The sequence below is a fragment of the Yoonia tamlensis genome, assembly GCF_900115105.1.
GTDB lineage: Bacteria > Pseudomonadota > Alphaproteobacteria > Rhodobacterales > Rhodobacteraceae > Yoonia > Yoonia tamlensis.
In genome coordinates this window covers 1-18,765 of sequence record NZ_FOYP01000001.1, presented here as the reverse complement: position 1 = coordinate 18,765, position 18,765 = coordinate 1, and the positions used below count along the sequence as shown (strand labels likewise).

At 53.1% G+C, this 18,765-nt stretch carries 29 protein-coding genes; 5 read left to right on the top strand and 24 right to left on the bottom strand.

Annotated features, from left to right (window positions below; all coding sequences use genetic code 11):
• Positions 1-5: 5 nt before the first annotated feature.
• From rplR to rpmC, 9 genes are all read right to left on the bottom strand, one after another.
• Positions 6-371: a 50S ribosomal protein L18 gene (gene rplR / locus BM320_RS00135; protein WP_090194850.1), complete on the bottom strand. Its 366-nt coding sequence runs from the start codon at positions 369-371 to the stop codon at positions 6-8.
• Between the two features lie 11 nt (positions 372-382).
• Positions 383-916, bottom strand: a complete 534-nt coding sequence (gene rplF / locus BM320_RS00130; protein ID WP_090194847.1) for a 50S ribosomal protein L6 — start codon at positions 914-916, stop codon at positions 383-385.
• Positions 917-925: 9 nt separating this feature from the next.
• Complete coding sequence (rpsH, locus tag BM320_RS00125) at positions 926-1,318, bottom strand: 30S ribosomal protein S8 (RefSeq protein WP_090194845.1); 393 nt, start codon at positions 1,316-1,318, stop codon at positions 926-928.
• A 12-nt stretch (positions 1,319-1,330) separates the two neighbouring features.
• The gene (rpsN, locus tag BM320_RS00120; protein WP_045997898.1) at positions 1,331-1,636 is read right to left on the bottom strand and encodes a 30S ribosomal protein S14; all 306 of its coding nucleotides are present in this window, start codon (positions 1,634-1,636) and stop codon (positions 1,331-1,333) included.
• Between the two features lie 20 nt (positions 1,637-1,656).
• A complete protein-coding gene (gene rplE / locus BM320_RS00115; protein ID WP_090194842.1) occupies positions 1,657-2,220 on the bottom strand; it encodes a 50S ribosomal protein L5 in 564 nt (187 codons plus the stop codon).
• Positions 2,220-2,525: a 50S ribosomal protein L24 gene (rplX, locus tag BM320_RS00110; RefSeq protein ID WP_090194839.1), complete on the bottom strand. Its 306-nt coding sequence runs from the start codon at positions 2,523-2,525 to the stop codon at positions 2,220-2,222. The genes rplE and rplX overlap by 1 nt, the downstream gene beginning before the upstream one ends.
• Before the next feature lie 2 nt (positions 2,526-2,527).
• Positions 2,528-2,896, bottom strand: coding sequence for a 50S ribosomal protein L14 (rplN, locus tag BM320_RS00105; protein WP_090194837.1), 369 nt, complete (start codon positions 2,894-2,896; stop codon positions 2,528-2,530).
• Positions 2,897-2,976: 80 nt separating this feature from the next.
• On the bottom strand, positions 2,977-3,207 hold the full coding sequence (rpsQ, locus tag BM320_RS00100) for a 30S ribosomal protein S17 (RefSeq protein ID WP_090194834.1): 231 nt from the start codon (positions 3,205-3,207) through the stop codon (positions 2,977-2,979).
• A gap of 3 nt (positions 3,208-3,210) precedes the next feature.
• Positions 3,211-3,417, bottom strand: coding sequence for a 50S ribosomal protein L29 (gene rpmC, locus BM320_RS00095; RefSeq protein ID WP_090200179.1), 207 nt, complete (start codon positions 3,415-3,417; stop codon positions 3,211-3,213).
• 188 nt (positions 3,418-3,605) lie between these two features.
• On the opposite strand from rpmC, the gene BM320_RS16240 reads away from it, so the two are divergent.
• Positions 3,606-4,055 (top strand): hypothetical protein, encoded by a 450-nt coding sequence (locus tag BM320_RS16240; RefSeq protein ID WP_131802215.1) that lies wholly within the window; start codon positions 3,606-3,608, stop codon positions 4,053-4,055.
• A gap of 43 nt (positions 4,056-4,098) precedes the next feature.
• On the opposite strand, the gene BM320_RS16235 is transcribed toward BM320_RS16240, so the two are convergent.
• Positions 4,099-4,686 (bottom strand): hypothetical protein, encoded by a 588-nt coding sequence (locus BM320_RS16235; RefSeq protein WP_131802213.1) that lies wholly within the window; start codon positions 4,684-4,686, stop codon positions 4,099-4,101.
• Between the two features lie 167 nt (positions 4,687-4,853).
• On the opposite strand from BM320_RS16235, the gene ppk2 reads away from it, so the two are divergent.
• Positions 4,854-5,738 (top strand): polyphosphate kinase 2, encoded by an 885-nt coding sequence (gene ppk2 / locus BM320_RS00090; protein WP_090194830.1) that lies wholly within the window; start codon positions 4,854-4,856, stop codon positions 5,736-5,738.
• Positions 5,739-5,796: 58 nt separating this feature from the next.
• Here ppk2 and BM320_RS00085 read toward each other — a convergent pair whose 3' ends face one another.
• Entirely contained in the window at positions 5,797-6,873 is a 1,077-nt protein-coding gene (locus tag BM320_RS00085) for a LysM peptidoglycan-binding domain-containing protein (protein WP_090200177.1), read from the bottom strand.
• Between the two features lie 132 nt (positions 6,874-7,005).
• On the opposite strand from BM320_RS00085, the gene BM320_RS00080 reads away from it, so the two are divergent.
• From BM320_RS00080 to BM320_RS00070, 3 genes are all read left to right on the top strand, one after another.
• Positions 7,006-7,626 carry a TIGR02466 family protein gene (locus BM320_RS00080; protein ID WP_090200175.1) on the top strand — a complete coding sequence of 207 codons (621 nt, stop codon included), beginning with the start codon at positions 7,006-7,008 and terminating at the stop codon, positions 7,624-7,626.
• Positions 7,627-7,723: 97 nt separating this feature from the next.
• Complete coding sequence (locus tag BM320_RS00075) at positions 7,724-8,017, top strand: hypothetical protein (RefSeq protein WP_131802210.1); 294 nt, start codon at positions 7,724-7,726, stop codon at positions 8,015-8,017.
• 13 nt (positions 8,018-8,030) lie between these two features.
• Positions 8,031-8,831 (top strand): DUF2145 domain-containing protein, encoded by an 801-nt coding sequence (locus tag BM320_RS00070; protein ID WP_090200173.1) that lies wholly within the window; start codon positions 8,031-8,033, stop codon positions 8,829-8,831.
• Positions 8,832-8,927: 96 nt separating this feature from the next.
• Here BM320_RS00070 and rplP read toward each other — a convergent pair whose 3' ends face one another.
• The 13 genes from rplP to tuf form a co-directional block, all read right to left on the bottom strand.
• Positions 8,928-9,341, bottom strand: coding sequence for a 50S ribosomal protein L16 (gene rplP / locus BM320_RS00065; protein WP_090194826.1), 414 nt, complete (start codon positions 9,339-9,341; stop codon positions 8,928-8,930).
• Positions 9,342-9,353: 12 nt separating this feature from the next.
• Positions 9,354-10,055, bottom strand: a complete 702-nt coding sequence (gene rpsC / locus BM320_RS00060; RefSeq protein WP_090194824.1) for a 30S ribosomal protein S3 — start codon at positions 10,053-10,055, stop codon at positions 9,354-9,356.
• Complete coding sequence (gene rplV / locus BM320_RS00055; RefSeq protein WP_090194821.1) at positions 10,055-10,435, bottom strand: 50S ribosomal protein L22; 381 nt, start codon at positions 10,433-10,435, stop codon at positions 10,055-10,057. The genes rpsC and rplV overlap by 1 nt, the downstream gene beginning before the upstream one ends.
• Positions 10,436-10,438: 3 nt before the next feature.
• Positions 10,439-10,717, bottom strand: a complete 279-nt coding sequence (gene rpsS, locus BM320_RS00050; RefSeq protein WP_008236480.1) for a 30S ribosomal protein S19 — start codon at positions 10,715-10,717, stop codon at positions 10,439-10,441.
• A 2-nt stretch (positions 10,718-10,719) separates the two neighbouring features.
• Positions 10,720-11,562 carry a 50S ribosomal protein L2 gene (gene rplB, locus BM320_RS00045; protein WP_090194818.1) on the bottom strand — a complete coding sequence of 281 codons (843 nt, stop codon included), beginning with the start codon at positions 11,560-11,562 and terminating at the stop codon, positions 10,720-10,722.
• Between the two features lie 206 nt (positions 11,563-11,768).
• Complete coding sequence (locus tag BM320_RS00040) at positions 11,769-13,388, bottom strand: DUF262 domain-containing protein (protein ID WP_165614959.1); 1,620 nt, start codon at positions 13,386-13,388, stop codon at positions 11,769-11,771.
• 160 nt (positions 13,389-13,548) lie between these two features.
• Positions 13,549-14,169: a YdeI/OmpD-associated family protein gene (locus BM320_RS00035; RefSeq protein WP_090194813.1), complete on the bottom strand. Its 621-nt coding sequence runs from the start codon at positions 14,167-14,169 to the stop codon at positions 13,549-13,551.
• Between the two features lie 92 nt (positions 14,170-14,261).
• Positions 14,262-14,558, bottom strand: a complete 297-nt coding sequence (locus BM320_RS00030) for a 50S ribosomal protein L23 (protein WP_090194811.1) — start codon at positions 14,556-14,558, stop codon at positions 14,262-14,264.
• Entirely contained in the window at positions 14,555-15,175 is a 621-nt protein-coding gene (gene rplD, locus BM320_RS00025) for a 50S ribosomal protein L4 (protein WP_090194808.1), read from the bottom strand. Before rplD ends, BM320_RS00030 begins: the two co-directional genes overlap by 4 nt.
• Positions 15,165-15,902, bottom strand: coding sequence for a 50S ribosomal protein L3 (gene rplC, locus BM320_RS00020; protein ID WP_090194806.1), 738 nt, complete (start codon positions 15,900-15,902; stop codon positions 15,165-15,167). The genes rplD and rplC overlap by 11 nt, the downstream gene beginning before the upstream one ends.
• A 12-nt stretch (positions 15,903-15,914) precedes the next feature.
• The gene (gene rpsJ / locus BM320_RS00015) at positions 15,915-16,226 is read right to left on the bottom strand and encodes a 30S ribosomal protein S10 (protein WP_090194803.1); all 312 of its coding nucleotides are present in this window, start codon (positions 16,224-16,226) and stop codon (positions 15,915-15,917) included.
• 222 nt (positions 16,227-16,448) lie between these two features.
• A complete protein-coding gene (locus BM320_RS00010; RefSeq protein ID WP_090194800.1) occupies positions 16,449-17,405 on the bottom strand; it encodes a stealth family protein in 957 nt (318 codons plus the stop codon).
• Positions 17,406-17,589: 184 nt separating this feature from the next.
• A partial coding sequence (gene tuf, locus BM320_RS00005) for an elongation factor Tu (protein WP_090194797.1) occupies positions 17,590-18,765 on the bottom strand: 1,176 nt, incomplete at its 5' end.

Sequence of the window (18,765 nt, the reverse complement as noted above, 5' to 3'; positions counted from 1 at the left end):
TTCATTTAGATTTTCAAGCCGCCTTCACGTGCAGCATCAGCCAAAGCTTTGATTTTGCCGTGAAAGAGAAAACCACCACGGTCGAAATATGCAACTTCTACGCCGGCTTTTTTCGCGCGTTCTGCGATTGCAGCACCCACTTTTGTCGCGGCTTCGATGTTGTTCTTGCCAACCACGCCCAGTGCTGCCTCGAGCGATGAAGCAGAAGCGATTGTCACGCCTTTGACATCGTCGATCAGCTGGACGCTGATGTTTTTGTTTGAGCGGTGAACCGACAGGCGCGCACGCCCTTGGTTGGCTGTAACGCCCTTGATTTTGTTCCGAACGCGCATGCGGCGCTTTAGAAACAGAGTTCTTTTGCTGTTTGCCATCTGTGCGTTCCTTACTTCTTCTTGCCTTCTTTGCGGAAGATGTATTCGCCTTTGTACTTGATACCTTTGCCTTTATAGGGCTCTGGTTTGCGCCATTCGCGGATGTTTGCCGCGACCTGACCAACAAGTTGAGAGTCGATACCTTCCACAGTGATTTCGGTGGGCTTTGCGGATGTGACGGTCACACCTTCGGGCACTTCGAAATTCACATCATGGCTGTAGCCCAATGACAGCTTCAGGATTTTGCCCTGCATCTGTGCACGGTAACCAACACCTGACAGCTCAAGTTCTTTCTTGAAGCCCTCAGAGACGCCAGTCGCAAGGTTCGCAACCATTGTGCGGCTCATGCCCCACTGCTGGCGCGCGCGCTTGGATTTGCCGCGTGGTTCTACAGTTACAACATTGCCATCAACAGTGATGGTAACATCGTCGGTAGCTTTAAAAGAAAGGGTCCCTTTAGGGCCTTTTACTTCTACGGTCTGGCCAGACACCGTGGCGGTAACGCCTGATGGTAGCTCAACCGGTTTTTTACCAATACGAGACATGTTATCCCCTTAGAATACAGTGCAGAGCACTTCGCCGCCAATGTTGGCCGCCCGTGCGTTTGCATCCGACATCACACCTTTTGAGGTGGAGACAATCGACACACCCAAGCCCTGACGGACGGATGGGAGGTCATTCGGGCCCATGTAAACGCGACGGCCAGGCTTGGAAACCCGCTTCACTTCACGAATAACAGGAGCACCCTCGTAGTACTTCAGTTCGATTGCAAAAGCGGGGTGACCGTCTTTGCCATCTTTTTTAGCGTAACCGCGGATGTAACCTTCGTCTGAAAGCACGTCCAGAACCCAACCACGCAGTTTAGACGCAGGTGTTTCCACCGCTGCCTTGCCGCGCATTTGGCCGTTACGGATGCGTGTCAGCATATCACCGATAGGATCGTTCATCTTATGCTCTCCTTACCAGCTTGACTTGACCATGCCAGGAATTTCGCCATTGGAACCAAGGTCCCGCAGCGCGATCCGGCTGATCTTGAGTTTACGGTAGTAGGCGTGTGGACGCCCGGTGAGCTGACAACGGTTGTGCAGACGCGTCGCAGAAGAGTTGCGTGGCAGTTTTGCCAGTTCAAGGGTTGCCTTGAAACGCTCTTCGACGGGCTTCTCTTTATCGTTGATGATCGCCTTCAGCGCTGCACGCTTTTCAGCATACTGGGCCACCAGCTTTTCACGCTTAACTTCGCGTGCGATCATGGATTTCTTAGCCATTTCTAATCTCTCCCTAACGCTTAGCTGTTGAAAGGCATGTTGAAAGCTTTCAACAATGCTTTTGCTTCAGCGTCAGTGTTCGCTGTGGTGCAGATGACGATGTCCATGCCCCAGTTCTCATCGATTTTATCGAAGTTGATCTCGGGGAACACCAGATGCTCTTTGAGGCCGGTGGCATAGTTGCCGCGACCGTCGAAAGATTTGCCGGATACGCCGCGGAAGTCGCGGATACGAGGCATAGCAACTGTGATCAGACGATCCAGGAATTCGTACATTTTCTCGCCACGCAAAGTTACCTTTGCGCCAAGCGGCATGTCTTCACGTACACGGAAACCAGCGATTGATTTCTTGGCACGTGTTGTCATGGCCTTTTGACCGGCGATTGTGGACAGATCTTCCTGTGCGGATTTTGCTTTCTTGCTGTCACGGACAGCTTCTGCACCGCAGCCGATGTTCAGAACAATTTTGTCCAGACGCGGGATCTGCATGTCGTTCTTATAGCCGAACTCTTCCTTCAACGCTGCGCGAATCTTGGAAGTATATTCAACCTTCAAACGTGGGGTATAGTTTGCGGTATCAAGCATTAGATCGCATCCCCTGTTGTCTTGGCGAAGCGCACTTTGTTGTCGCCATCCATACGGAAGCCAACGCGTGTTGCTTTGCCATTTTTGTCAACGATTGCCAGGTTTGACAGTTGGATCGGCATCGCCTTTGGCGTGCGGCCACCCTGTGTTGCCTGAGATTGCTTCACGTGACGGACGGCCATATTGACGCCATCGACGATCGCTTTACCTGATTTCGGGTCGATGGACGAAATTGTGCCCTTTTGACCTTTGTCTTTACCGGCAAGAACGATCACGTCGTCACCTTTACGGAGCTTAGCAGCCATAGTTACAGCACCTCCGGAGCAAGCGAGATGATTTTCATAAAGTTTTTCGCACGCAATTCGCGAACAACCGGCCCAAAGATACGTGTACCCACTGGCTCGTTGTTGTTGTTCAGAATAACAGCAGCGTTGCTGTCAAAACGAATGGATGTGCCGTCTTCACGACGAACTTCTTTTGCGGTGCGCACGACAACGGCCTTACGGACGTCACCTTTCTTTACGCGGCCACGTGGAATGGCTTCTTTCACCGATACGACGATAATGTCACCGACACTCGCGTAACGACGATGTGAGCCACCCAGAACCTTGATGCACTGAACACGGCGAGCGCCGCTGTTGTCAGCAACATCCAGATTGGTCTGCATCTGGATCATTTGGTTTCCTTCCGACCTATGGGGTAGTCCCGATTTCCGTCCGGGGCCCCAGGGTTTCGATTAAACTGATGGTGGACGCCTTACGACGCGATCACTTCCCAGCGTTTGGTTTTCGACTTGGGAGCACATTCCTGAATGCGAACTTGGTCGCCGACGTTGAATGTGTTGTTCTCATCGTGGGCCCGATATTTTTTGGACTTACGAATAGTTTTCTGAAGCAGCGGGTGCTTGTAACGACGTTCAACAGATACTGTGACCGTTTGTTCGTTTTGGTTGCTTGTGACAACCCCAGCTAGGATACGCTTAGGCATAGATTAAGCCTCCGAAGCAGCGGCAGCTGCTTTTTCGTTCAGAATTGTTTTGACTTTGGCAGCGTTGCGACGTGCAGCGCGGATACCAGAGGTGTTTTCAAGTTGGCCTGTGGCCTGCTGGAAACGCAGGTTAAAGGATTCTTTTTTCAGGTTCACCAGCTCTTCACGGAGCTGATCGGGCGTTTTATCCCGCAGTTCATTGGCGTTCATGCCATTTTCCTTTTTCAACATCACCGGCAGGCCGCACACGTGCGTGACCCGATTCCCGATGGAGTGGGGTAGAAGTGGGCCGTATAGGGGGGATGCGACCGTGTGACAAGGGGTTTAGCAGACACAATGGCTACTTTTCCGGCAGAGCCCACAAGTGGCGCCTAACTCTATGACCGCCGGTTGTCATCGTGGCACAATATACCCATTCTATCGGTCTTTCATTCTCTCTGGGTTCCGTCATGAAGCTATTAAGAAATCTTTTGTGGAAAAGGCCCAGCGCTTATGAACCTGATAGCGATATAAAGCCGCTAGACATCGAAGAACGCGGACCGACATTACCCAGACATCCCGATCATCCAATTTTACAATTGTTTCATGTGTCTAGTGACGACCTTCCTCGTCACGCGGCAATAGTTCAGCGCCCGGCCGGTTGGATCGAGATTTGGAGTGGCTACTATACCGGAACGAATCCCGAGGCTTGCGATCACGACGATGAGTATTGGTGTTGGAGCATTGTTGGCGGCATATATGATAATGAGCTTGACGCAAAAAGAGATCTTGCAGCATCAGTCGGCAACAAGACTTTAATGCAAATAACAATACCATCAGCCTATTGGGTGCAAAGCGTCCCGCGTTGAATGCTGAGTGGCAAGGGGGCTGGCCTTTTTTTTGCAGGTACGACTATTTTGCCGCTGCGGTCGGCACATATTGTTTATGGGCTTGCGTAAGATGCACTATAGCAGGGCCTGACGAAAGCGCCTCCAACGAGGCTTGTTCAGATGTGCTGGAAACACAATGTACTGGCTGCGCTGTCAACGATAAAGAGATTGGCTGTCCTTCATTACCCGCCGGTAGTACATCTCCAAGAAGTAAGCCTTCGGCCCTAATGCGTTCTCCAGGCTCGACAACCAGCACGCTCTGAGCGGGCACGAATCCCTCGCTCACCATTTCGGGAAGCGGATCTCCACGCCCCAATTCGATTGGCTGCCCTATCTCGTTGCGAATTACTTCAAGTATGTTTGGTAGTCGTATTTCCCCCGTACCCTCGTGAACGGCAATGAAGCACATAGGCTGATTGCCATTGTTAATAATTTCGTAATTGTATCGAAGATCAAATTCATCCTGCCACTCGGCAGACAAAACTGTAATGCTAGAACTTCGCAGTTGAGTTGCTCTAACTGGCGCGTCTCCGATTGTTGCGCCCCCTATTGAACAGCCAGCCAAAGGCATAGCAAAAAGCAAACGTAAAAGTTGATTTCGGTTAAACATAGCCCCGACTGCCTCGTGCTCGCATGCGTGTCAATGATTGGCGTGCATGATATAGTGTCGAGTTTCATTTGGTCCTGACATCAAAACCGCTGCCCCCCCCTTGACCCATATCAACGACAGGATTGGTACGTCGTGTTTCACTTTGTGTAAACGCAAAAGGAGACACTATGCCAGCAACCACGACGCAAAAAACCGCCCCCGCACCAAAAGCCCGCACCGCCGAGATCATCGGGTTCGAGGACGGGATTTACCCCTATGCGCGCCGCCTGCCCCGCAAGCGCTATGAAGACGAAAAAGCCGCACTGCAGGTTGAACTGCTGAAGGCACAGCACTGGATTCAAGAAACCGGACAAAAAGTGGTGATGCTGTTCGAAGGGCGCGATGCGGCTGGTAAGGGCGGTACGATCAAGCGGTTTACCGAACATCTGAACCCGCGTGACGCGCGGGTTGTTGCGTTGAACAAACCGACCGACAACGAACGCGGCCAGTGGTTTTTCCAACGCTACATCAAACATTTGCCGACGGCGGGTGAAATGGTGCTGTATGACCGGTCTTGGTATAACCGCGCTGGTGTCGAACGGGTGATGGGTTTTTGCGAGCCAAACGAATATCTCGAATTCATGCGCCAGACCCCCGAATTTGAACGCATGCTGGTGCGCAGCGGCGTGACACTGTTCAAATACTGGTTCTCGGTCACCCAAGAAGAACAGCGCAACAGGTTTGCATCGCGCGAAACCGATCCGCTTAAACGGTGGAAACTATCGCCGATTGACCGCGCCAGCATCGACCGCTGGGATGATTACACCGAAGCCAAAGAAGCGATGTTCTTTTACACTGACACTGCTGACGCGCCGTGGACTGTGATCCGCTCAAACGACAAAAAACGCGCGCGGCTGAACTGCATGCGGCATTTCTTGGCGCAACTGGATTATCCGGACAAAGACCCCGCTGTCGCCACCGCGCCTGACCCCAAGATCGTTCTGCACGCGTCACATGCGGTCCAGCATTCCGACCATATTCTGGGCGCGTCATTGCATCCCGAGAAGAAGTAAGTCTCAAAAAAAGCCCCCGCCAGTCAAAGCGGGGGCTTCTTGCATGGTGTCGCGCGGATTATTGGCTAAGCGCGCGGAAGGCTGTCATGTGACGGCGCACGGTTTCAAACCACAGGCCTGACGCTTTGATATTGGCCAGACCACTGTTGACCTCGGCCAGAATTTCTTCGGCACGCGGGTGTGTCTGCGCGATAACAGCGTGCAGCACGTCAACATAGGTCAGCGGATCATGGATCTGGATCTGGTCGCCCGCGCCCAGTTCGCTGATCCGGCCGGTTGCTACGTCGATGGCCACAAGCGCGACATCGGCTTTACCTTCCAGCAGGAAGTTCATGCAGTCCGCCGAAGTTGGCGCGCGTACAATGGTGATTGTCGGCTCGACCAGTTCGACCTCTTCCAATGGGGCCAGTGTATAGGCTTCTGCGCGGCAAATGCGTTTGCCGACCAGTTCCTGATGGTCGGTCATCGGCGCGTCGGAAGCAGGGCTATAGTAACCAAGCACTTCTTCGTACATCGCATCAGAGAACAGCAGGTTGTTGCAGCGGAATTTGGATTCATCTTCCAGCTTGTCCATGATTTCACAGTTTGGCTGGCTCCAGCCGATGCTGATGTCATAGGCGTGGTCGGTGATCAGCGGCTGCAAATGCGCCCCATCATCATTGATAAAGTCGATCTGATAGGCCGGCTTGCCATCCGCATTTTCCAGCGCAAGGTTGATAATCTCGGTCAGCAGGCCGCCTTGTTCCTGATCTTCGTCCATAAACGGCGCCCAGCCTGTCGCGGTCAACACGCGGATCGGGCGATCACCCGACGGACCAGGCAGCTGTTCGGTGGTTTCAACATCGCGGATAATGGACGCATTCGATTGCGATTCACCCAGATCACCATCAAGACAAGGGATCACCAGTTCGTCACCGACCTTGATTGCGCCCGGATTTGGCCCGATCACATCAACGTTGGCACTGTAGATCAGGTTAAAGCTACCCAGATCGCCATAGGCGCGCTGCGCGATGGTCGACAGGTAGTCGCCGCGTTGGATGGTATATGTTTCGCCGCACGCAATGCTTTGCGCATAGGCAGAGCTGCCAGCCAAACCGGCCGCCGCTGTCACCAATACTGGTAGTAATCTGTTCATAAGAATCTCCACTTCTGCCCCGCGTTTAGCCGCTAAATATGGTTTTCCTGTGATCCATCTTTGTTAACGCCGCGTCAGAATGGCGGTGCAATTTTGCTCGCGCTTGATTTGCGGCTGAAGTATGCTGCGCGCATGTCCAATATCAAATCGCTGTTTGCGACCCGCCTTTATCACGCCAGCCTGTCCGCACATGGGGCTATTGACCCCGTCGAGCTGGAAAATTCCTGTCTTGTGATCGCCGATGATGACGAGGCCGGCCAGAGCTGGTGCGACGAACACGGCTATCCTGGCTATACGTCCTATGCATCGCTGACGGATCTGCCATGGCGGTTTCCGATTTTTGCCGATCTGGTCAAAGTGCTGGATGCGCATGTTGCCGCCTTTGCCAAGGATCTGGAATTCGATCTTGGGGATAAGGAACTCAAACTTGAAGATATCTGGATCAACATCCTGCCGCCGGGTGGCATTCACACCAGCCACATCCACCCGCATTCGGTGATTTCGGGGACAACCTATGTCGCCATGCCCGAAGGTGCCAGCGCGCTCAAGCTCGAGGACCCGCGCCTGCCTATGATGATGGCCGCCCCCACCCGCACCAAAGGCGCGCGCGAAGAATTGCGCCCGTTCATCTATATCAAACCCGCCGTGGGTGATGTGCTGCTGTGGGAAAGCTGGCTGCGCCACGAGGTGCCGATGAACATGGCCGAAGAAGACGAACGTATTTCTGTCAGCTTTAATTATAGCTGGGGCTAATCGCCAAAATTCGTGAACGCCGTTCATTTTTTTGTTGACGAGATGGTTTTTGCGCTCTATCCAATTCATGAACATTGATCATGAATTGGAGACTCTCGTGAAACGCTTTCTACCCAAGTCAATTATCCTTGGCGTCTTTGCACTATCCGCCGCATGCGCCACACCCAGCGCACAGCATTCCGCGCAAGCCGTTGATCATAGCGGCAACGCACTGGGGCACAGCGTCGCCGCCGTTGGAACCGGCGCGGCACTGGTCAGCGCGGCCCCGCTTACGGCTGCGGGCACCGTGCTTACAGTTTCCGGCGCAGGGCTGGCTGATGCCGCCTATGGCCCCGATGGCACCTATATCATCCCACTACCGGCGCCCGATGGCCCGCCTGTGTTGAAATAGGCGGATGATCATCATGAAACGTTTCATTTCAGCATGCCTGCTTGCCACCACGCTCACCGCGCCAATGCAAGCACAGGCCGGAAGCAGCGCCAATGGCGTTGCTATTCTGCCCGCGGATCAAGTCGCCAGCTTTGCAAACCGCGTGCAACAGGACCTTGCCGCGCGTGGTGCGCGTGTCGCTATTGTTGCCCGTGTCGGGCGCGACCCTGCACAGCTACCCGATGATGTGACCTATACCCATGTCGGCATTTGGGTCTATTCGCGGATTACCCTTGCAGACGGCAGCACCGGACAGGGCTACCGCGTCTATAACCTGTACCAACAGGCCGATAACCCCGTGCGCAGCGATCTGGTCCAAGACAGCCCCGCAGATTTCTTTGCCGGCGCACATGTGTTCGACGCTGGCATCATTATCCCTGACCCGCGCCTGCAGACCAAACTGCTGGATGTGATCGGCAGCCCGACCTATTCAGCGCTGCACAATCCGGTCTATTCCGCGCTTTCGAACCCCAATACCAACCGGTTCCAAAACTGCACCGAACATACGCTGAATGTGCTGATGGCTGCGCTTTATGACACCGATGATCTGAACCAGATCAAAGCCAACACTGCCGCATATTTCGTGCCGCAACCGATCGCGGTCAACGGGTTGCAACGCGCCTTTGCGACTGTCGCATCCCAAGCCCTGACCACCGCCGACCACGGCCCGAACGTCGCCACCGCGACATTCGGATCAATCGCGCGGTTTATGGAAAACAACGATCTGGCCGCCGAAGTCTACCGGATCACGCCGACCAGCGTTGTGCGGTTCTAGCAGCGGGAATTTCATATCCCGAAATACAAAAAGCCCCCGCAGATTACTCAGCGGGGGCTTTCATATTTCTAGACAGTGAATTTCGCTAAGCGAAAATTACCAGTCTTCGCGCACGACTGTGCGTGTTTTGATAGGAAGCTTCATCGCTGCAAGGCGCAGGGCCTCGCGGGCGATAACTTCGTCGACGCCATCAATTTCGAACATCACGCGGCCAGGTTTAACCTTGCATGCCCAAAAATCGATAGAACCCTTACCTTTACCCATCCGAACTTCGATTGGTTTCGATGTTACGGGCAGATCCGGGAAGATACGGATCCAGACACGGCCTTGACGCTTCATGTGACGCGTCATGGCACGACGTGCGGCTTCGATCTGACGGGCAGTGATCCGCTCTGGTTCGATGGCTTTCAGGCCATATGTACCAAAGTTCAGGTCTGACCCGCCTTTTGCTTCACCACGGATACGGCCTTTGTGCAGTTTCCGGTGTTTTGTACGCTTTGGTTGTAGCATCTATCTAGCTCCTTAGCGACGTGGGCCGCGAGGGACAGCGCCCTCTTGCAGCTCGGCGTGTTTACGATCGTGCGCTGACGGGTCGTGCTCCATGATGTCACCTTTATAGATGAACACCTTGATGCCGATGATCCCATAGGGTGTCATCGCCTCGTAATGCGCATAGTCAATGTCGGCGCGCAGCGTATGCAGCGGCACGCGACCTTCACGGTACCATTCTGTACGGGCAATTTCAGCACCGCCAAGACGGCCAGCAAGGTTCACGCGGATACCCAAAGCACCCATGCGCATCGCGTTCTGAACAGAACGTTTCATTGCACGGCGGAAAGATACACGACGTTCCAGCTGTTGACCGATGGATTCACCCACAAGCGCAGCGTCCAGTTCCGGCTTGCGGACTTCGACGATGTTCAGGTGCAGTTCGGACGCGGTCAGTTTGGCAAGCTTCTGACGCAGACCTTCAATGTCTGCACCTTTTTTGCCGATGATCACACCCGGGCGGGCTGCGTGGATTGTGACGCGGCACTTTTTGTGCGGACGTTCAATGATCACGCGGCTGATGCCGGACTGCACGCATTCTTTCTTGACGAATGCTTTGATCTTCAGGTCTTCCAGCAGCAGATCACCATAGTCTTTGGTGTCAGCATACCAGCGGCTATCCCAGGTGCGGTTGACCTGAAGACGCATACCGATAGGGTTTACTTTGTTACCCATTATGATTGCTCCTCAACTTGGCGAACCACAATTGTGATTTCCGAGAATGGCTTGATGATCTTGCCAAAACGACCACGGGCCCGCGGGCGACCGCGCTTCATGATCAGGTTCTTGCCGCAATATGCTTCTGCAACAACCAGTTCATCAACATCAAGGTTGTGGTTGTTTTCAGCATTCGCGATGGCAGACTGAAGACATTTCTTCACGTCATCCGAAATCCGCTTTTTCGAGAAAGTCAGGTCAGTCAGCGCCTGCTCGACTTTCTTGCCACGGATCAGTGCAGCAACAAGGTTCAGTTTTTGTGGCGAAGTGCGGAGCATGCGCAGTTTTGCACGTGCTTCGTTGTCGGCCACGCGGCGGGGATTGTTATCCTTGCTCATGGCTTATTTCCGCTTCGCTTTTTTGTCAGCTGCGTGACCGTAATAGGTGCGTGTTGGTGAATATTCACCGAACTTTTGACCAATCATGTCTTCAGAGACGTTAACAGGGATGTGCTTCTTGCCGTTGTACACACCAAAAGTGAGGCCAACAAACTGAGGCAGGATAGTTGAACGGCGTGACCAGATTTTGATCACTTCGTTGCGGCCGCTTTCGCGCGATGCTTCTGCCTTTTTCAAGACATAGGCGTCGACAAACGGGCCTTTCCAGACGGAACGAGCCATAATTACCGACCCTTCTTCTTGGCGTGACGCGAACGGACGATAAGCCGCTGCGACGCTTTGTTTTTGTTACGGGTACGCTTGCCCTTGGTGTCTTTACCCCAAGGTGTCACTGGCGTACGACCACCGGATGTCCGGCCTTCACCACCACCGTGCGGGTGGTCGATCGGGTTCATCGCAACACCACGAACCGAAGGACGGATGCCTTTGTGGCGCATACGGCCGGCTTTACCGAAGTTCTGGTTCGAATGGTCAGCGTTGGATACAGCGCCAACAGTTGCCATGCATTCCTGACGGACCAGACGCAATTCGCCAGAAGACAGGCGGATCTGCGCATAGCCACCGTCACGACCGACGAACTGTGCGTATGTACCAGCAGCACGTGCGATTTGACCGCCCTTGCCAGCTTTCATTTCGATGTTGTGGACGATCGTACCGATCGGCATGCCAGAGAATGGCATCGCGTTACCTGGCTTAATATCGGCCTTGGCAGATGCGATCACCTTGTCACCAATAGCCAGACGCTGTGGGGCAAGGATGTAGTTTTGTGTACCGTCTTCGTACTGGATCAACGCGATAAACGCGGTCCGGTTCGGGTCATATTCAATACGTGCAACAACAGCGGACATGTCCAGCTTGTTACGTTTGAAATCAACGATACGGTAAAGACGCTTTGCGCCCCCACCAATGCGACGCATTGTGATTCGTCCGGTGTTGTTCCGGCCACCCGATTTCGTAAGACCTTCTGTGAGGGCCTTAACTGGGCGTCCTTTCCAAAGCTCCGAACGGTCGATCAGCACCAACCCACGTTGGCCTGGCGTCGTCGGCTTATACGACTTAAGTGCCATGTTAGCTTCTTCCGTTTGCTTAGGAGGGCCTGTTGCCAGACCCCGATGTTATAGGCCCCCGTAGGTGCCCGAGTAATAAAAGCGCAGCCCCGGACGAATCCGAGGCTGAGCGATGGGTGGCATATAGCGGGGGATGGGAGGAAGGGCAAGTGGGGCAGATGGTTTTCCCTCAGCCCCGGCTTACTCTTAGTCTCAGTTAAATATGTTTACTCTGCGTCGGCCAAGCGTATCGCCAAGCTATGCAACCGCTCAGACCGATAGTTCGCAAAGTCCTCATACGAAGCATTGCGGTCACCGTAATCACAAAGCGCTTGCTTCAAATACTCATTCCGAGTGCTTTCGGCCATATCTTCAAAGTATACTTCGGGGGACTTGGCCTTAATAGCATTGTTGTCACTTCTAGTAAGAAAACAGATATTCGCCAACGAATTAATGTCCTTTGGTTCAATACCCAGCGTTTCTAGATATTTACGCGGGAAGATGTGATGGAATTCATGCCGGCTACCTTTCTTGAGCACTTTAGCGGCATCAACTTTCGCGCCACTCAAGAATGAATGCGGATTGTTGTTTGCAAGCATCAAGACCAGTGCCTTTGAGTTCGCGGTACCTATGGAGAAACGGGTTTTTCTAAAGTCAAACTTAACTTCAAAACTTGGAAATCTAAACTTGTGGTTTTCGTTGTCCAGGAGGCGCTTCATTTCACGGATATCGCTTGCCTGCCGTTCGCTAACATCAGCGGAAAACCTCCGCGTAAATACTGATCGCCAGAACCATTTAACCAGCATCTGTCGCTGCAAATCAGAATAATTAATTCCATCCTTTCGTTTAGTCGCGAAAAATGTGCTAAGCGGCACAAGAATCCCCGGAAAGGGTAACATCTTGAAGTGGACGACACCCAACTCACGTTTCAAAAAATCTATGGCTCCAAGAATTCCAGCCTCAATTTCAACAAAGCGGGATCGAATGTCCTCACCTTGTAGGTCAAGAATCTTATTGGGCGACGTTTCGCCTGTGATCACAGCAGCACATGTCCTTAATTGGAGATCTCGCTCCTCAGTCAGATCTTCGAACCCGTGATCAGCTATCTTATCCTGCAATTCTCTGAATTTATCTATTAAGTCGAAGTCGTCCGACCAACTCCACGCAGCCAATAGCTCGAATAAATCAAGCTCTGTACCTGCCCGGTTAATGCGCTCAAAGACGATCGCGACCTCGTTGCGGTCCTGCGTTTCAAATGTTTGATTTTGCACGCGGTACTCTTTGAACTTCGCTTGCACACCGTCAATCAGTTCGGCTTTGTCTTCTGTTAGACTCGCCGTAGCCCTTCTGTAAGCAACAGTATCGAAAAATGACTTAATAGGGAAATGGCGGGCGTGATCAACCTCACTGCTTTCAAGCGCAAAAAAGGAGGTGTCTTGCGGATTATTTATTGCCTCGAGGTCGAAGTATATATCAACCCATTCGGTGTCAGAAGGTGTCAATTCAGTTTGAAATACGCTAAAAATACTAGTTAGGCGCTGCTGTCCATCGAGCACATAGTTAACAGGATAGTCCCTTTTGGGCTCTGGCAGTTCAAATGCACCCAGCTTTTTTTCCGTGTTTAGGCGCTGGTCAGTTTGCCAAAATACGATTGTCCCTATTGGGAAGTTCTTGTAAATGCTGTCTATCAAGAAGGCAATCTGATCAGCGTCCCACACAAAATCGCGCTGAAACGCCGGGATGCGGATATCTCCAGATGCTACGCGCTCAATAAGAGAACGAATTGTAAGTTCACTCAATACCTTGCCCCCAAAAAATGCGAAAGTAACCTTCTTCCAAAGTGGCACGGCATCACCCTTGATGCAATCCTTACGTGCAACAAGGCCCCCGCATTTCTGCGGAGGTCTTCTTCAATTCTATCTGACGGGTTTACAGGCCAGTCGAGATGTCGACTGTATTCCCCTCTCCATGGGCATCAGCAGCCTCATTGCATTTTTCAGATGCCCCTCACCGCTCCAGCGCGCCTTTTCCTTCCAGTATCTTATCCCGAAACTTCGCAATCCTGTTTATCCTTGTGGCGGATTGTTTGGCGCTGTTGAGGTTGATCACATAGCTTTTCTGGCGACCGGGGGTGAGCGCGTGGAAGGCCTCGGACAGTTCGGGGTCATCGTCTAGCGCGGCAATCAGTTCTTCAGGCATTTCGTATTCGCGGGTCACTTTGGGTGGTTTGACCCCGGCTTCGGCATAGGATTTCAGTTCGCTGATATAGGCGGCGATCACGGGGCGCAGGCGCGTCACATCAGCCAGCGACCGCAGGTAGATCACGCTGGCCGTGGCGGTGTTGGGGCCGTTCTTTTCCAGCACCCTTTCGGGATCTTTAAGCAGGCCCGCATTCATAAGGGTAAACCGGAAATCACCCCGAAACGCACCGATCAGCGCGATGTTGCGGCCCGCATGCATATAGCAAGGGTGGCCCCATTTCACGACCTCTGACAGCCCTGCATCAAGGCAGATCGCGCGCAGCTGCGCCAACCCCTCTGCCCAGATCATGGCCGCGCAATCGGGCGTGTCAAAGCGGGCGCAGCGCCCGCAGCCTTTGACAAAGAAATCATTTGCATCGGTGATCATCTCACCAGCCTAGAAAGCCCGCGCCAAAGTGACAAGACAACAAAAAAGGCCCCCGCTATCGCGAGGGCCTCTCTCAATTCACTTCAAACAGCTTACAGGCCGGTTGATACGTCAATTGTGTTACCTTCTTCGAGGGTAACATATGCTTTTTTGACGTCCTTACGGGTGCCGAGTGAACCGCGGAAGCGTTTCACTTTACCCTTGGTGATCGTCGTGTTGACCGCTTTGACCTTTACACCGAACAGGGCTTCAACGGCCTGTTTGATCTGGGGTTTGTTGCTGTCGATCGCCACTTCGAAAACCACGGCATTGGCTTCTGACGCCATTGTCGCTTTTTCAGTGATGATCGGCTTGCGGATCACATCGTAGTGTTCTGCTTTGGCGTTCATGACAAACGTGCCTCCAGTGCTGCGACACCTGCTTTGGTCAGGACAAGCGTGTCTGACTTCAGGATGTCGTAAACGTTGGCACCCTGTGAAGGGAGAACGTTCAGGGTTGAAATGTTTGCCGCTGCGCGTGCGAAGTCGGCGCTGACTTCGGCACCATCAATGATCAACGCACGTTTCCAACCCAGCGCACCAACCTGTTTGGCCAATGCAGAGGTTTTCGCGTCCTTGATGTTGATGTCTTCGATGATGACCAGCTCGCCTGCGGCCACTTTCGCGGACAGCGCGTGCTTCAGACCCAGCTTGCGGAACTTCTTTGTCAGCTCGTGTGCGTGGCTACGCGGGGTTGGACCCTTGTAGATACCACCCGACCGGAAGATCGGCGCGCCACGGGAACCGTGACGTGCGCCACCGGTGCCTTTTTGGCGATAGATCTTTTTGGTCGAATAGGACACTTCCGAACGACCAAGCGTGTCGTGCGTACCTGCCATCGCCTTGTTGCGCTGCCAGCGCACAACGCGGTGCAAGATGTCCTTGCGCGGCTCGAGACCAAAGATTTCGTCGTTCAGTTCGACGGAACCAGCAGCTTTGCCGTCCAATTTGATTGCATCAGCCTTCATTGTTTTCGCCTCCCTCAACTGGAGCATCGGTTTGATCAGCAGCTTTCGCAGCAGACCGCAGGGCCGCAGGGTAAGCAAGACCTTCGGGCGCAGCTTTCTTAACCGCATCCTTAACAGTCACCCAACCACCTTTGGAGCCGGGAACAGCGCCTTTGACCATAATGATACCACGGTCGGCGTCTGTCTTGATGACCTGCAGGTTTTGTGTCGTCACGCGGGCAGAACCCATGTGACCGGCCATTTTCTTGCCTTTGAAAACCTTGCCCGGATCTTGACACTGACCGGTTGAACCGTGCGAACGGTGAGACACGGAAACACCGTGTGTCGCGCGCAAACCGCCAAAGTTGTGGCGCTTCATCGCACCGGCAAAACCCTTACCGATCGAAGTCCCGCATACGTCAACGTACTGGCCTTCAAGGTAGTGGTCTGCAGTGATTTCTTCACCAACAGCGATCAGGTTGTCTTCGGACACGCGGAACTCAGCGACTTTGCGCTTTGGTTCTACTTTTGCCGCTGCAAAGTGGCCGCGCATCGCTTGGGATGTGCGTTTTGCTTTCGCGGCACCCGCACCCAGCTGAACAGCTGTGTAACCGTTGCTGTCAACAGTGCGCTGCGCAACAACTTGCAGGTTTTCGAGCGAAAGAACGGTAACAGGGATCTGCTTGCCGTCTTCCATGAAAAGACGGGTCATGCCGACTTTTTTTGCGATAATTCCGGAACGGAGCATATTGTCTACTCCTTACACGGAAATCTGGACGTCAACGCCCGCAGCCAGGTCGAGCTTCATCAGCGCGTCCACTGTCTGTGGTGTTGGGTCAACGATGTCGAGAAGACGCTTGTGCGTACGGATCTCGAACTGATCGCGGGATTTCTTGTCAACGTGTGGACCACGCAGAACGGTGAATTTTTCGATCTTGTTTGGAAGTGGGATCGGACCACGCACAGAGGCGCCAGTGCGCTTTGCTGTGCTAACGATTTCTGCTGTGCTTGCATCAAGCACCCGGAAATCAAACGCCTTTAGGCGAATACGGATGTTCTGGCTTGCTGCCATTTTCATCACCCCTAGATTTAGGGCCTAGATCGGAGAGGAAGAGCGGCGACCACCGCAACCCTTCTTCGCGTCTTATATCCAAGTTAAAAAGGGCGCGGCAAAGCGCACCCTTGATTGGACTTGGGTTCTATAGGGGGTCGCGGAGGATGTGTAAAGAGGTAGTCAGAAACTTCACATATTATCGCAAACTAAGCGTTTCTCACCCGCTTCAGAACACGCGCTTCAACTTGAATGCGAATCGTCCAGTATGTCTTCAAGTATGCGCCACGCATCCGGTACCTTCTGGCTGCAGGAAGCAATATCGTTCACACAGCCCATTTTGACTTCCGGTGAATGGAATTTCTTTAGGCTTCGCTTAACAAAGAGCGGTCGCTTCGTTTGCGCATGCACCGCCGAAAGCGTGTGCCAGTCTTGCTCCGGGCCAGCATGCACCAATTTGGCTTCGCCAAGCGCAATCGCAAGCTGAGAGCCCAATGATGACAAGTTGAACTGAGACTTATGGCGGAAACGGTGCGCGATATTGTCGAGATACAATTCTGGATTTTTTGAAAAAAAGTCCGAAAGCAAATCCCGTCTCATAGGCTGGCAGACATGAGCCAATGCAAAGTACTTCCTGCCAGTAACCCCAGCCATCCTTACGCTGTTAATTTGATGATGATTCCACGCGACGTCAGAATCTACGTTCGTAATCAGTCGCAAATACCTTCCACGTACCATTGGTTTGCCGTCGTCATAAAAATCTGTTGGCAAGACAGGCTGCGTAAAAAAGAGATCGTCATTGAAAATAAGAAAATAGTCCGAAAGGCCCTGAATTTTCCAAAAGGCGGAGCCGATAGTCGCCGAGTTGAAGGTTGGAAGAACCTCCAAATTCTCGCTAAAAATTTCGGTGTGGTCGATGATGTTAATTTTACTCAGGAATTGACGTGAAAACCCGGTGAGTTCCGGTCTTTGGTTGTCGGTCACGAGAAATATCTTGTTCACCCAAGGTGCAAATGCCTCAATTGTGCGCAAACAAAACTGAATTTCTCCATGTTGTTTCCAGCGTATCTCGGCGGATCGTTCCTGAACATAAAAGTCATTACCACCACCGTTAGCCCCCACATCAATATGCTTTAGACGCGCCCGTCTATGCCGTTCATCAGCCCCGTCCACCCATGGAATAACGACATCAATATTCACGACAAGTACCGTTCAAAGTTGAGGCTGACACAGCAGCTAAAACTCTCTCTGCTAAAGCAAGATAAATGACACATAAGATTTCGCAATCAAATTGGGCGCATGGAGTGATTACTGTGCAAAAGGCCGCCCCGAATGGAGCGGCCTTTATTTGTCGTGCGATGGGTGCGAGCACCCATCCTACGGCTTATTCTACGATTTTAGAAACCACGCCGGCGCCGACTGTGCGGCCGCCTTCGCGGATCGCAAAGCGCAGGCCGTCTTCCATCGCGATCGGTGCGATCAGCTCGACGTTGAACTTCAGGTTGTCGCCCGGCATTACCATTTCGGTGCCTTCGGGCAGAACAACTGTGCCGGTCACGTCAGTGGTCCGGAAGTAGAACTGTGGACGGTAGTTCGCGAAGAATGGTGTGTGACGACCGCCTTCTTCTTTGGTCAGAATATAGGCTTCTGCTTCGAACTTTGTGTGCGGGTTCACTGAACCGGGCTTACACAGAACCTGACCACGCTCAACGCCGTCACGGTCGATACCGCGCAGCAGAACACCAACGTTGTCGCCTGCCTCACCGCGGTCAAGCAGCTTGCGGAACATTTCAACACCGGTACAGGTGGTTTTTTGTGTCGCACGGATACCAACGATCGACAGTTCGTCGCCAACGTTCACAACGCCACGCTCAATACGGCCGGTCACAACTGTACCACGCCCAGAGATCGAGAACACATCCTCGACCGGCAGCAGGAACGGCAGGTCAACCGCACGTGCAGGTGTCGGGATATATTCGTCAACAGCCGCCATCAGCGCCTTGATCGAGTTCTCGCCGATTTCCACGTCACGCCCTTCCATCGCAGCAAGCGCTGAACCAGGGATCACAGGAATGTCGTCGCCAGGGTATTCGTAAGAAGACAGCAGTTCGCGGATTTCCATTTCAACCAGCTCGAGCAGCTCATCGTCGTCAACCTGATCAACTTTGTTCATGTAGACAACCATGTAAGGGATGCCAACCTGGCGACCCAGCAGGATGTGCTCGCGAGTTTGTGGCATCGGGCCGTCAGCCGCGTTCACAACCAGAATCGCGCCGTCCATTTGGGCAGCACCGGTGATCATGTTCTTGACGTAGTCGGCGTGGCCGGGGCAATCAACGTGCGCGTAGTGACGTGTTTCAGTCTCATACTCAACGTGCGCTGTCGAAATGGTGATCCCGCGGGCCTTCTCTTCGGGCGCGCCGTCAATCTGGTCATACGCCTGGAAATCACCGAAATACTTCGTGATCGCCGCTGTCAATGTCGTCTTGCCGTGGTCAACGTGGCCGATTGTGCCGATGTTAACGTGCGGTTTATTACGTTCAAACTTTGCCTTAGCCAT